We start from the raw sequence: 13,226 nt of genomic DNA, 5'->3' as shown, positions 1-13,226 counted from the left end.
GCTTTTTTTATAAGACAAAAACGAGTAGACTTCCAACGCGACTTTCCGATCGCCGGCACCGTGAATCGCCGCTTGTCCGGCTATATCGACGCGACAATTATTGGTGCGGCAATAATGCGGTGACAATACAGCACTGTTTCAACCCTGACCGTTGGCGCCCTAACTTTTTAAGAAGGCAACGTTGAAAGCAAAAGCCGCCCCACCCCCAACCGGCCTCATTGCCAGGTTATTTCCCTTCTTGACCTGGGGTCGCCAGGTAACCGGGCAATCGCTCACCGCCGATCTGCTCGCCGGCCTCACCGGCGCCGTTATCGTGCTGCCGCAGGGCGTCGCCTACGCCCTGATTGCCGGCCTGCCGCCGGAGTACGGGCTCTACACGGCGATTATCACCCCGGTGATCGCCGGTCTGTTCGGTTCCTCGGTACACCTGATATCCGGCCCCACTGCGCCCATTTCCATTGTCGTGCTCAGTGTCACCAGCACCATTGCGCCACCGGGCAGCACCGAGTTTATTCCCACCGTGCTGACGCTGACGCTGTTGTGCGGCCTGATCCAGTTCGGTCTTGGGCTGGCGCGGATGGGGACCCTGGTCAATTTTATCTCCCACACCGTCATTATCGGTTTCGCCGCGGGAGCGGCGCTGTTGATCTGCACCAGCCAGCTCAAGTATTTTTTCGGCGTGCCGGCGCCCAAGGGCGCCTCGTTTATCGATACCTGGGCGGCGCTCTGGCACCAACTGGGCAATATCAATCCCTACGCGGCGGCCATTGCCCTGATCACCATGGCGACCACCCTGGCGGTAAAACGTATCGATAGGCGCCTGCCCTATATGCTGGTGGGTATGGTGGCGGGCAGCCTGGCCTGCTGGCTGATCGACGGGGCCACCCGGGGTATTCAACTGGTGGGGCCACTGCCCGGCAGTTTGCCCGGCCCCTCGATGCCGGACCTCTCCATCGACACCATCAGTGCCCTGCTGCCGGGCGCGGTGGCGGTGGCGGTTCTGGGACTGGTGGAAGCGGTCTCTGTCGCCCGGGCCATCGCCATCCGCTCCGGCCAGCGCATCGACGGCAACCGGGAGTTTGTCGGCCAGGGCCTGTCAAATCTTTGCGGCAGCTTCTTCTCCTGCTATGCCGGTTCCGGCTCTTTTACCCGCTCCGGCGCCAACTACGATGCCGGCGCCCGCACACCGCTGGCGGGCGTGTTCGCCGCGCTCATTCTGGTGCTGGTGTTGCTGCTGTTGCCACAGATAACCGCTTATCTGCCGCTGCCGGCCATGGCCGGTGCCATCGTCCTGATCGCCTGGAATCTGATTGACTTTCATCATATTCGCGAAATTTTGCGCAGCAACCGGCAAGAGACCTCCGTGTTGCTGGTCACCTTCGCCTCGACACTGCTGGTGGAACTCGAGTATGCGATTTACCTCGGTGTCCTGTTGTCGTTGTTGCTTTATCTGCACCGCTCTTCCAAGCCGCGGCTGATGGAGGTGGCCCCGAAAATCTTTGCCACCAGTCGCGGCTTTCGCAGCATTGAGCGTTTCGGTCTCGATCAGTGCCCGCAACTGAAGGTCGTGCGTATCGACGGCTCGATTTTTTTCGGTGCGGTGGATCATATTCAACGGGAACTGCAGCGGGTCGCCGATAAATATCCCGAGGCCAAGCATATCCTGTTGCTGTGCCCCGGCATTCACTTTATCGATATCGCCGGCGCCGAAATGCTGATTAACGAGGCCCGGCGCTTTAAAGATAAAGGCGGGGCGCTGAGCTACTGCGCGATGAAAAATACGGTGATAGACGAACTGGAATCCATCAACTATATGGACAAGCTCGGGCGCGAAAACTTTTTTGTCAACGCCGACGAGGCGCTCCACGCGCTGGTGCCGCGGTTGGAGCAGGCTATCTGTGAGAACTGCCGGCACAGGGTGTTCCTCCAGTGTCCGCAACAGAAGTAAAGTCCGGGAGACAACGACACCAGCCGCGGCTCACTCCGACCTTCATCGTCCCCAACAACGGCGCCAATTCACGTCAACACCTCCATTCACACTGGTCGCGCAAATCAAGCGACAAAACACACCTAAGTATCAACGCAATTTGTGAACTGATACCTTGAGACATCGTTGTCATTTTCCCTAAACTGCTTGCCAGTCGATTTCATACAGTCAAGCGGTAAACGCTTGGGAGCCAGTTTTGCCGCGGCACCCGAGACGCGTGTTTTTGCCGTTCTAAATAAAACAAAACCAGACTCAAGCAGCGAGTGCTTTGTCCACCGTTTCACGCTTTTAGCAGCGTGTTCGACGGCTGTCTATCGCCCGCAACAGGGCTGTTTTCGCCAGAGATATCCAGAGATCTTAGAGGTGCGTAATATGAAATCATTTATCACGATCATCAGTGCCGGCACGGTTTTCGCCATGTCGTTGTCTATGTCAATCGACGTTGAAGCCCACGGTTATATTTCGGAACCAAAATCCCGCAGCTTACTTTGCAAAGAGCGCGTCAATGCCAATTGCGGCTCTATCCAGTGGGAACCGCAAAGTGTTGAAGGGGACGATCGCTTTCCGGGCAGCGGCCCCGCCGACGGCACAATCGCTGCCGGTGGCCTGGCACAGTTTTCCCCGCTCAACGAACAGACGGCAACGCGCTGGCATAAAACACCCTTCAAAGCCGGCAGCAATGTATTCAAATGGCGCTTTACAGCCCGCCATGTCACCCGTGACTGGCGCTACTTTATTACCAAGTCCAACTGGAATGCCAATCAACCGCTGACGCGAAGCTCTTTCGAGCTGTCGCCCTTTTGTGAAAAGAGCGGTAACAATCGTCAGCCGCCGGCAGAGGTCAGCCACAGCTGTAACGTGCCGTCCAGAAGCGGTCACCATATTATTCTCGGCGTCTGGGATGTAGGGGATACAAACAAATCCTTTTATCAAGTCGTCGATGTCGTCTTCGACGGCCAGAACCCCAACCCGACACCCACGTGGCGGGACATCGGCGATATCAACCCGACTGTCGATCTGGCGCCGGGCGATAGCGCCAGCACCCGGGTATTCGACCTGCGCGGCGAGATACCCAGCCTGTCGACCGAGTTGGTCATCGGCTCTGCCGCCGACGGCGCCCGCAATACCTGGCCGAGACTGTTGGCGGAAAAAAACAATCGCCTGCACACGGAACTGCGCGCCGGGGTCCTCAGCGGCGGCGTCATTCGTCCCGCAGCGGGAAAAAATGATGTCTTCACACAAGACAGTGCCTTGCAACGGGTCGAGATATCCATCGAAAGGTCCGGCACGCCGTCCCTGAGCCTGGATGTCGACGGCGTCAATAATCGCTACACCGTCGCCAACAACGCGGTCACCATTGAATTTGCCGTCACCACCAACCAAAGGGCCAGCGTGCAAGTCGATCTGCTGTCGAGCGGCAACCAGTCGGTGGCCAGTACAACGGCCGATGTCGACGGCTACCGCAATCTCTCCCTCAGGGTCAACAATGCCCAAGCCGGTGCCTACACACTGGTGATTAAAGGCGAGTCGGCAAACGATGACTTTGCTCAAAAGTCTTTCAGTCTGCAGCTCATCAGCGAAAGCAGCGGACCCCAGGACTACGATTATGTGTTTCCCGACAACCTGAGGCAGTACCGGGCCGGTACCAAAGTGCTGGCAAAAGACGACAACATTTACCAGTGCAAACCCTTTCCCTACGCCGGTTGGTGCACGATTTACTCACCCGGCGCCAACGCCTATGAACCGGGCGTGGGGGCACACTGGCGGGATGCGTGGATTCGGGTCAGCCCCTAGCCATCGAAGCAGCGGCGGGCTCCCCCGGCGGGAAGCACTTATGTTTGATCGCCCTGCTTTTTGCTGTGATAGATATAATTCTGCGTCGCGGTCAATACGCCGCGCAGAATGCTCAACTCCATTTCGTCGAGCCGAACCCGGTTGTAGAGTCGTCGCAACCGGGTCAGGGTCTGGCGCGGATTATCGGGTTCGAGAAACCCCAGTTCCTCCAGCGTTTCCTGCAGGTGTTGATAATACATCTCCAGGGCTTTCTGGTTGGCCGGCGGCATATCCCAGTCATCGAAATGCGGCAGCTTGCCCTCTTTCGCGGTCAGGTACCCCATGCGCACTTCGTAGGCCAGCACCTGCACCGCGGCGGCGAGATTGAGCGAGCTGTAATCCGCGTTGGCAGGGATATGAACATGATAGTTGCACTTGTGTAACTCTTCATTGGTCAGACCGCGGTCTTCGCGGCCAAAGACAATGGCCACCTCGTGTCGATCGACCTCCGCCCAGCAGCGCTCGCCACACTCGCGCGGCGTCAGCAGGGGCCAGGGAATGCGGCGCTCCCGTGCGCTGGTGCCCACTACCAGCCCACACTCGGCAACGGCTTCATCCAGGGTGTCCACCACCACGGCCCGATCGAGCACATCGAGGGCGCCGGCCGCCCGCCACACGGCCTTGTCGGCGGGAAACTCCTTCGGCGCCACCAGGTACAGCCGCGACAACCCCATATTTTTCATCGCCCGCGCCGCGCCGCCGATATTGCCGGGGTGGGAGGTATTCACCAGGACGATACGGATGTTGTCGAACAGACGCTCTAAATTCGCGGACATGGAATCGGCACCAACGCTAAAACGGGCGCGCAGTTTACCAATAAACCCGCCCCGGAGCGACAGCCCCCGCTGGAGAAGCACAGGCGTCGCTGGTATAATCCGCTGCCGCGGACCGGGGCGCCCGACACAGATGCGCCGCCCGGTTCCTTACCACGTCCTACGAGTCGATCTTTACGAGTCAATGTCCCATGGAACCCATGTTAAATATCGCCCTGCGCGCGGCGCGCAAGGCCGGTGAGTTGATTGAGCGCGCCCTGGAGCGCGTCGATATCATTCCTGTCGAGGAAAAGGGCCGCAACGACTTCGTCTCCGAAGTCGATCGAGCCGCGGAGCGGGAAATTATCTACCACCTGCGCAAAGCCTACCCCGACCACGGTATCCGGGGCGAAGAGACCGGCGTGCAGGAAGGTAAAAACAGCGATTACGAATGGGTTATCGACCCCCTCGACGGCACCACCAACTTCCTGCACGGCATCCCCCATTTTGCGGTTTCCATCGCCTGCAAGTTAAAGGGCCAGGTGGAACACGCCGTCGTGTTGGACCCGGTCAAACGCGAGGAATTCACCGCCAGTCGCGGCCGCGGCGCCACCCTCAACGATCGCCGCATCCGCACCACCAGCCGCCGCGGTCTCGACGGCGCGCTGATCGGCACCGGTATTCCGTTCAGCGGTTTCGCACTGGAGCATATTGCCCCCTATCTGGCGGCACTGCAGGATATCGCCGGTCGCACCGCCGGGATTCGCCGGCCCGGGTCAGCCGCACTGGACCTGGCCTACGTGGCGGCCGGTCGGTTTGACGGCTTCTGGGAGATGAACCTGAAACAGTGGGATATCGCCGCCGGTTCGCTGCTGGTCAAGGAAGCCGGCGGCCTGATCAGCGATTTCAATGGCGGCAACGATTTTCTCGACAAGGGCCATGTGGTCTGCGCCGCGCCGAAGGTCTTCAAGCCGTTGTTGACCATTGTGCAGAAACACTTGGGCGACATTTGAAACCACCCCTGCTGTTGGTTGTCGGTTGCAAGTCATAAGGTGCAAACTGTAAAGTGACAGATGTCATGCTCGATGGTGTGTAATTGGGGCGTGACGGCACCCGCAACAAGGAGCAGGCCATGGTCCGCATTACCACGCTATACCAAAACACCGAGGGCGCTCACTTCGATTTCGACTACTATGTCGATACCCATCTGGAACTGATCAGGCAGCGCATGGAGGGTGCCGGTCTGGTGGGCATGGAGGTGATCAAAGGCATGTCCAACCCCGATGGCAGCCCCGCCGAGCACCTGTGTATCTTTCATATCTACTTCACCACACTCGAAGCCGGCCTGCGCGGCATCGAGCAGCACGGCGAGGAGTTTGCGGCGGATATCGTCAACTACACCAATATCGAACCCCAGGTGCAGATCGGCGCGGTCGTCCACCGCTACACCGCCTCTTGATACGAACCGCTTACGGCTTGGTGGCACTGACCAGCGTAAACACATCGCCGGCCGGTTCCTTGACGACACCGGTAAATCCCGCACCCTCGACAATGGCGCGCAATTCGGCAAACGTGAACTGCTGGCCCTCGGTGTGAATGATCATCGCCATATCGTAGCTGTTGGCAAGCCAGGGACCGCAGCGGTCGTCGTCTTTCAACAACTCGCAGATAAAAATCCTGCCGCCCCGACGCAGCGCCGTAAACGCTTTGTCCGCAATTTCACGACAGGTGTCAAAATTCCAGTCATGAAAAATATCGGAGAAAAACATACCGTCGGCATCGGTCGGCCAGGCCTCGTTGAAAAAATCCAAGGCCCGAAAGGAAACCCGTTGCTGCAGGCCGCGGCTCGCCGCATACTCCTCACCGAGTTCACAGACCATCGGCAAGTCGATAACCTGCGCGGTCATGGCCGCATGGTTGGTGACGATTTGGGTGGCAAAGGTACCTATGCCGCCGCCGATATCAAGCAATCGGGTAACACCATTGAACAGCACCGATTTTGCCACCTGTTCGGCACTGTAAAGGCCCCGGCTGTGCATCGAGTAGGCAAATTCCCGGGCAAAATCCTTATTGCTGCTGAGAAACTCAAACAGCGGGTTGCCATCGTGGATAGTGGAATTGTTTTTTTGCAGTGCCTCGACAAACATATCGGCAGACGCCGGTGCATTGCGGGTACACTGCCAAACCGGGCCCCAGTAGTAATCGGAATCCGGCAGCATATATTTTCTCGCCAACGCGGTTAAGCCGTAGCGCCGGGTCTCATCGCAGTCGAGGAAACCAAGTGCTGCCATATAGCCGGTGATAGCCACAGCGGCCCGGGGTTGCACGGCGAGTCTCTCAGCGATGGCGGCAACGGTCAGCGGTTGCGGCGCAAGCAGGCTGAACAACCCCAGCTCATCGGCCGCCGTCAGGGAATTGATCTGGGTAACTGTTTGCCATATTTCCCACATCCTGCGGTCACTCAAAGTCGCTTGCTGTTCATCCCCTTGTGGTTCGCCCCCTTTTGGTTCATCCCAATGCCGTTGCATATCGTTGCCCTCCGGATTCAGTCACTGGCTTCCCAGGTTGAAATGCTTCTGCAAACAACAAAGGCTCATCAATTCCAGCAATAACGCTTCGGTTTGAGGCCAGGCGTTTTGCGGCAGTGACGGCACCTTGTCGAGAAACCCCACCACCGCCTTTTTATCGAAAAACGGCAGACTGTCCATCACGGTTCCCCGCAGCGTGTCCTGCACCAGTTGGTAGAACTTTTCGTGCGGGGCAATCACCGACGGCGGGGCAAGAAATGGATGCTTCTGCCGTTTATAGACAGCGTCGATCACAAATGGCCGCACAGCCTCGCGCAACAGGTATTTTTCCGTCTTGCCTTTTATCTTGAGGCCGACCGGCAGCGGGGTAACCATCTCCACCACGCGGTGATCCAAAAATGGCAGGCGCCCCTCAATGGAATGAGCCATTTCCATACGATCGCCAAGATTGGTCAGCACGTAATTGGGCAACACCGCCTTCGACATCATATACATGGAAGCGTGCACCGGTTCCACGCCCGCGATTCGGTTGTAATCCAGATGCTGCAAAAACTGCTGAATCGGGTGCACCTCGCCCAGCCGCCGCAAGGTGTCGGCATGATAAAACTGTTTCATTGCCGTGAAGATTTCCGCCAGCGGCAGCAGCCACGCCGGTTCGTATCCCAGCAGGCGCCGGATAAACGCCGCTTGCTGGCCGGTGCCGGTCGGCAACAGCAAACCGGCTGACACTTTATTGCGCGCCTTCAATTCTTCCAGCGCCTGCGCCGTGGTACCGGCCGCCTGCCGTTTGGCATCAGTAAGAATGGCATCGCCGCGAAAAGCCGAGTAACCGGCAAAAATCTCATCGGCCCCCTCGCCGGTGAGCACCACTTTCAGACCGAACTCTCTGACATATTTACTCAACTGAAACTTGGCAACACCATGGGCATTGAACAGCAGTGTTTCGCCGTGCCGGATTGCCTCGGCAAAATTGTCCGCCAGGTCATCCTGGGTGACGGAAATACAGTGATGTCTGGCACCTGCTTTTTCGGCCATAGACCGGGCCAGCGCCGCTTCGTCGTAATCGCGATCGCTGAATGACAGGGTGAAGGTGTCGATGGGCGCCTGTCGCAAATGCGCGGCCATACCCAACACCGCACAGGAATCGATACCGCCGCTGAGATAGACACCCACCGGTACATCGGCCCGCAAGCGCGTCTCAACGGCCTCCAGCAGCGCCGCCCTCAGATCGGCAACCGCGGTCTGCTCATCGGTGCCCTCCCGGCCCGGCGGCAGGTAGTTGAAATCCCAATACTTACCCAGCCGCACACCGCCGGCGGTGGCCAACAGAAAATGTCCGGGCGGCACCTGGTGGATGTCTTTAAACAGCGTGCGATCGCGAAAAAAGAAAGCCCGCGACAAGTAGGCATCCACATCCCAACCGGCGGGCACCCCGGCGGCCAGCAGCGCTTTGATTTCCGAACTGAGCAGGACCGTGTCACCCTGCACGGTGTAATACAACGGCTTGATACCGAATCTGTCGCGTGCGGCAAACAGCGTCTGACTGGCCTCATCCCACAGACAGAAGGCAAACTCGCCGCGCAGATGCGCCAGCGCCGCCGTTCCGTAGCGGTGGTATAAATGCAGCGCTATCTCGCTGTCAGACTCGGTTCTGAAAGCATATCCCTGAGCCTGCAGTTGGGTGCGAATCTTTTCAAAGTCATAAAATTCCCCGTTGACCACCAGGTGCAAACCGTCCTGCTCACTGGACAAAGGCTGGTCGCCGGTCTCCAATCCCATGATGCTCAAGCGGGTGTGGCCGAGGCCCACCCTGCCGTCGGCGGCAATCCAGGTGCCCCGGTTGTCCGGTCCCCGGTGACCGATGACATCCAGGCCGCGCTCCAGAAGGCTGCGCTCAACCTGACCGCTTGCCGAAAACAGCGTCAAAATCCCACACATATCCAAGTCCCCCCATGCCCGCGCACCCGCGCCAACACTCCGGTGGTTGGCAACACCCCACCCGCGCTCCAATCGACTACACTCTATAATAAACAGCGCCGTCACGTAAGGTATGCCATGCTGAATAAATTCCGGCAGTATTTGGAAAACTACTTCGCCATTTTCGCGGAGAATTGCGTGCCTTGTGGCAAATGTCCGTTGACCGGTGCCCACCGCCCGCAGCGCTGCCAACAACAGCCTGCGGCAGCAATCGGGTCGTTAAGGACACAGCAAACGCCAACTGTTCTCGCCCGTTCAGACGATACTTAAAAGTATCGGCATCACTATTGATGCTCCGCCGCAATGGCACACATCGCCGAGAAAAATTGGAGTGCCATAAAAAATTTATACGACGCCATCGACTTTTTTCAAAACATTTTGTTGCGACCGGCTAAAGATGGTCTACATTTATGAATGGTGTTTAACTTTTGTAAATGCAAGTAGGTAAGCAGATACGCAGTAAAACTGTAAAAAAAATGTAAACTCGACACTGTATCTGCACAGTCAATAAGTGACATAACAACTATAACCAAACATCACTGGTCCGCTCGCTGACAATGGGCGTAACAAGATGCCAGAGACCACTCTGATTAAGGGGTGAACCGGCTGATGAAAGCAAATAGCCACACAGCATTGGGGGCACGCAACGCAGAGCTGGCGTGGGAGCAGGGTGACTTGCTGCTTCACTATCTGGAAAAACTGGACGTCGACTATGTCTTCGGTGTTCCGGGCGGCGCCATCGAACCCCTCTACAACGCCCTGGCCCGCAGCGAAAGACGCGGCGGTCCGCGATCCATCGTCGCCAGACACGAAACCGGCGCCGCCTTTATGGCTGACGGTTACAGCACTCAATCGGGAAAGCTCGGCGTGTGTTGTGCCACCTCCGGTCCCGGCGCCACTAATCTGCTGACCGGGGTGGCTTCCGCCTATATCAACAACGTACCGTTACTGGTGATCACCGGCCAGACCGCAATGCCGGGTTTCGGTCAGGGTGCATTTCAGGAATCCTCGTGCGCCGGTATCAATACCGTCGGCATACTGGAACACTGCACGCATTATAGTTCGCTGGTCTCCCATATCGACCAGTTTGAAAAGAAACTGGTGACCGCTATCGTCACTGCCTGCACGACGCAGCGCGGCCCGGTACACCTGAGTGTGCCCATCGATATTATGCGCTGCCCGGCACCGGCCCGCGCTTCATTCGATATCAACAGGCTGCTGAAAAAACCGTGTCTGCACGACGCCGGGGATATCGAAACGCTGCTAAACATTCTCGCCGACAGTCGCGCAACCACAATGGTTATCGGCAACGCCGGTGAGGAGGCAATCGGCAGTATTTTGAAGGTCGCCGACCACATCGGCGCACAGTTGCTGACCACGCCACACGGCAAGGGACTGGTCAACCCCTACCATCCTCTGTTCCGCGGTATGCTGGGTTACGCCGGGCACAGCAGCGCCGTCACTGCGATCAGCGATCCGGCCATAGATACCATTATTTGTGTCGGCACCTTGATGAGCGAACGAGCCGGCAAGAACTGGCTGAATCACATCAAACCTCACCAACAACTGATTCATATCGATGAGGTAGAAAGCCACTTCACCTATACCCCCATGGCCGACTTGCACGTCAGAGGGCGGCTTGCGACAATTTTCGACCTCCTGTTGCGCCATACCGGCGGCCGTCGCCTGCGCAGCAAAACACCATCGGCCCCGCCCGCGCCGGCGACTGGCCTCGACAGGCGTTTTACACTGGACGACGAAGGGGCCTATAAAAGCGGTGACACGCCGCTCAAACCGCAGCGACTGATGCGAGAGCTGCCGCGAATTTTCCCCCGCAATACCTGCTTTCTGGTAGATTCCGGGGCCGGCCTTGCGTGGGCACTACACTACCTGCACCCGCTGGATCGGCGTATAAGCGGTACACGAAACCCGATGGGACGACTGTTTCGGGCCACTGTCGAATTTACCTCGATGGGCTGGGCCATCGGCTCTGCCATAGGCACAGCCCTCGGCAGGCGCGGAGAACCGATGGTCTGCATTACCGGCGACGGCAGCCTGTTGATGAGCGGCCAGGAGATCACCGTCGCCGTGCAGGAGCAGTTGCCGATTGTCTTTATTATCTTGAACGATTCCAGTCTGGGTATGGTGAAACACGGCCAGCGCCTGACGGGCGCCGAATCGATCGGCAACGCCCTGCCGCCCACTGACTTTACACTGCTGGCCCAATCGATGGGCGCCCGGGCTTACACGATCCGCTCACCACTGGACCTGGCGCGCCTGGACGGCAGTGCGCTGTGTCGCGCCAAGTGCCCCACGGTGATCGACGTGCATATCGATCCGGAAGCCGTGCCGCCGTTGAAAAACCGCATCCAGACGCTGACGGAGAATTGATGAACGCCGAGAACGCCGATAACAAAAATAACAACGACAGCAACGACGACCCCAAAGAGACCATTCGCTCCAGTTTTTGGCACGAGCAGGCAGAGCCCGACAACCCTTTTGCGGCCGCGGTGTGTCGCTGTGCCGGCTTCGATGTCTACGGCGATTTACTGGGTAAGGCGAGCTGGATCGAATATCTCTATCTGTTGTTTCAGGGAGAACAGCCCGACGCAGCGCAGACTAAACTCTTGAACGGCCTTGCCGTAGCCATCGCCAACCCCGGTCCCCGGGACTACAGCGTGCACGCCGCTATGGCGGCCGGTGCCGGGGGTTCGACACTGGCGTCCAATCTGATGGCGGCGTTGGCGGTGGGCGCCGGTCGCCTCGGCGGTGCGCGGGAAGTTTGCGAGGCCATGGGGTTGTGGGAGCAGTGCGGCCGCGATCTCAACACCTGGCAACGGGCGCTGGAGCAGTATCGCAATGCCCGGCAAACCGTGACGGCGGATATCTGGCCGGCAGCGCAACACCCACCGGGCTTTGATCCCCGGGGCATCTCTTGTCCCACCCCGATTCGACAAACCCTGACCCAACTGGCCGACAACAACGTGGCAATACATCTGCAATGGCTGCAGGAACACCGCTCTGACATGGAGGCCGCCGCCGCTTTACCCCTGGCCATCAGCGGCGTGGCCGCCGCGGCTTTTATGGATCTGGGCTTCGATCACCAACAAGGAGAAATGCTTTATCTGCTGCTGCGCCTGCCGGGCGCCGCCGCCCACGCGCTCGATCAACACGGGCAAAGCCGGCGCACGTTTCCCTTCTTTCGCAACGGCATCAATCTCCAAAACGATCCGGGCCCGAAACGCGGGAGCCCTTAATCGACAACGGGAGCAAATCGTCAACATGAAAACAGTGCTGGAGGCGTGGGAACAAAGCTGGACCACTGAAATGGGAGCCTATTTCCCAGGCGAGCGCGTGGTTCTGAGGGGCAAAGACCTGTTCACCGAGCTGCAGGATTTAAGTTGGATGGGGTTACTGATCTATGGCGTTACCGGCAGGCTGCCGGATGCAAACCAGGAGCGCCTGCTCAACGGTATCTGGGCGCTCGGCACCAGTTACCCCGACCCCCGTATCTGGAACAATCGCATCGGCGCGCTGGCGGGCGCTGCCGGCAGCACCTCAACCCTGGGTGTAAGCGCCGGCCTGGCCGTAACGGAAGCTTTGCTCTACGGTCTGCGGCCCCTGCTGGGAGCCGCAGGCCTGCTGCTGGAGGCACAGCGGAAACTGGAGCGGGGGGAAACGCTGGAGGAGATGCTCGCCAATAAACTGAACAAAGCGTCCGGCTGCGCGCCGGCATCCGGTCAAGCGTCAAAAAAACGACACCGCCTGGCAGCACTGCCGGGGTTCGGACGCCCGGTGTCCTCGCGCGACGAGCGCATCGCACCGCTGCTGGAATTGGCCGGTAAACTGGCGTGCGATCGGGGCCCCGCAGTCAAGCTGGCCTTTAGCATGGAAAAGGTTTTGCAGCAAAGTGGATATCGACATCTATACTTAAACGTAGCGGGATTGATGGCGGCGCTGCTCACTGATCAGGGCTATACCCCGCAGCAGCAATATCAATTATGCGTGCTATGCTCTAGTGGCGGCATTTTGTTCTGCGCCGCCGATGCCGCCACGCATCCGCCGGGCAGTTTCTTTCCCATGCGATGCGCCAGCATCGATTACCACGGAACAGCACCACGTCAATGGAGGACCGAAACGATCTGATTA

The 13,226-nt window shown here is 58.5% G+C and carries 10 protein-coding genes; 7 read left to right on the top strand and 3 right to left on the bottom strand.

The window, feature by feature from the left end:
• Positions 1 to 238 precede the first annotated feature (238 nt).
• Positions 239 to 1,948 (top strand): SulP family inorganic anion transporter, encoded by a 1,710-nt coding sequence (locus FKG94_RS02365; protein ID WP_218943404.1) that lies wholly within the window; start codon positions 239 to 241, stop codon positions 1,946 to 1,948.
• Positions 1,949 to 2,359: 411 nt separating this feature from the next.
• Complete coding sequence (gbpA, locus tag FKG94_RS02360) at positions 2,360 to 3,781, top strand: N-acetylglucosamine-binding protein GbpA (protein ID WP_142902557.1); 1,422 nt, start codon at positions 2,360 to 2,362, stop codon at positions 3,779 to 3,781.
• Positions 3,782 to 3,819: 38 nt separating this feature from the next.
• On the opposite strand, the gene trmJ is transcribed toward gbpA, so the two are convergent.
• Entirely contained in the window at positions 3,820 to 4,596 is a 777-nt protein-coding gene (gene trmJ / locus FKG94_RS02355; RefSeq protein WP_142902556.1) for a tRNA (cytosine(32)/uridine(32)-2'-O)-methyltransferase TrmJ, read from the bottom strand.
• 188 nt (positions 4,597 to 4,784) lie between these two features.
• Here trmJ and FKG94_RS02350 point away from each other — a divergent pair, with 188 nt between their 5' ends.
• Positions 4,785 to 5,585: an inositol monophosphatase family protein gene (locus tag FKG94_RS02350; RefSeq protein WP_142902555.1), complete on the top strand. Its 801-nt coding sequence runs from the start codon at positions 4,785 to 4,787 to the stop codon at positions 5,583 to 5,585.
• Positions 5,586 to 5,668: 83 nt separating this feature from the next.
• Positions 5,669 to 6,031, top strand: a complete 363-nt coding sequence (locus FKG94_RS02345; RefSeq protein ID WP_142902554.1) for an EthD family reductase — start codon at positions 5,669 to 5,671, stop codon at positions 6,029 to 6,031.
• A gap of 10 nt (positions 6,032 to 6,041) precedes the next feature.
• Here FKG94_RS02345 and FKG94_RS02340 read toward each other — a convergent pair whose 3' ends face one another.
• A complete protein-coding gene (locus tag FKG94_RS02340; protein ID WP_179957450.1) occupies positions 6,042 to 7,022 on the bottom strand; it encodes a methyltransferase in 981 nt (326 codons plus the stop codon).
• A gap of 99 nt (positions 7,023 to 7,121) precedes the next feature.
• A complete protein-coding gene (asnB, locus tag FKG94_RS02335) occupies positions 7,122 to 9,038 on the bottom strand; it encodes an asparagine synthase (glutamine-hydrolyzing) (protein ID WP_142902552.1) in 1,917 nt (638 codons plus the stop codon).
• A 648-nt stretch (positions 9,039 to 9,686) separates the two neighbouring features.
• On the opposite strand from asnB, the gene FKG94_RS02330 reads away from it, so the two are divergent.
• Genes FKG94_RS02330 through FKG94_RS02320 form a run of 3 tightly spaced genes read left to right on the top strand, consistent with a single transcriptional unit; the run spans position 9,687 to position 13,223 of the window.
• Positions 9,687 to 11,468, top strand: coding sequence for a thiamine pyrophosphate-binding protein (locus FKG94_RS02330; protein ID WP_142902551.1), 1,782 nt, complete (start codon positions 9,687 to 9,689; stop codon positions 11,466 to 11,468).
• Complete coding sequence (locus tag FKG94_RS02325) at positions 11,468 to 12,334, top strand: citryl-CoA lyase (RefSeq protein ID WP_142902550.1); 867 nt, start codon at positions 11,468 to 11,470, stop codon at positions 12,332 to 12,334. Before FKG94_RS02330 ends, FKG94_RS02325 begins: the two co-directional genes overlap by 1 nt.
• 25 nt (positions 12,335 to 12,359) lie before the next feature.
• A complete protein-coding gene (locus tag FKG94_RS02320) occupies positions 12,360 to 13,223 on the top strand; it encodes a citrate synthase family protein (RefSeq protein WP_142902549.1) in 864 nt (287 codons plus the stop codon).
• Positions 13,224 to 13,226: the final 3 nt, after the last annotated feature.

Origin of the sequence: Exilibacterium tricleocarpae, assembly GCF_007004655.1 — a bacterium.
GTDB classification, from domain to species: domain Bacteria; phylum Pseudomonadota; class Gammaproteobacteria; order Pseudomonadales; family Cellvibrionaceae; genus Exilibacterium; species Exilibacterium tricleocarpae.
This window is presented reverse-complemented; position numbering and strand designations above follow the sequence as displayed.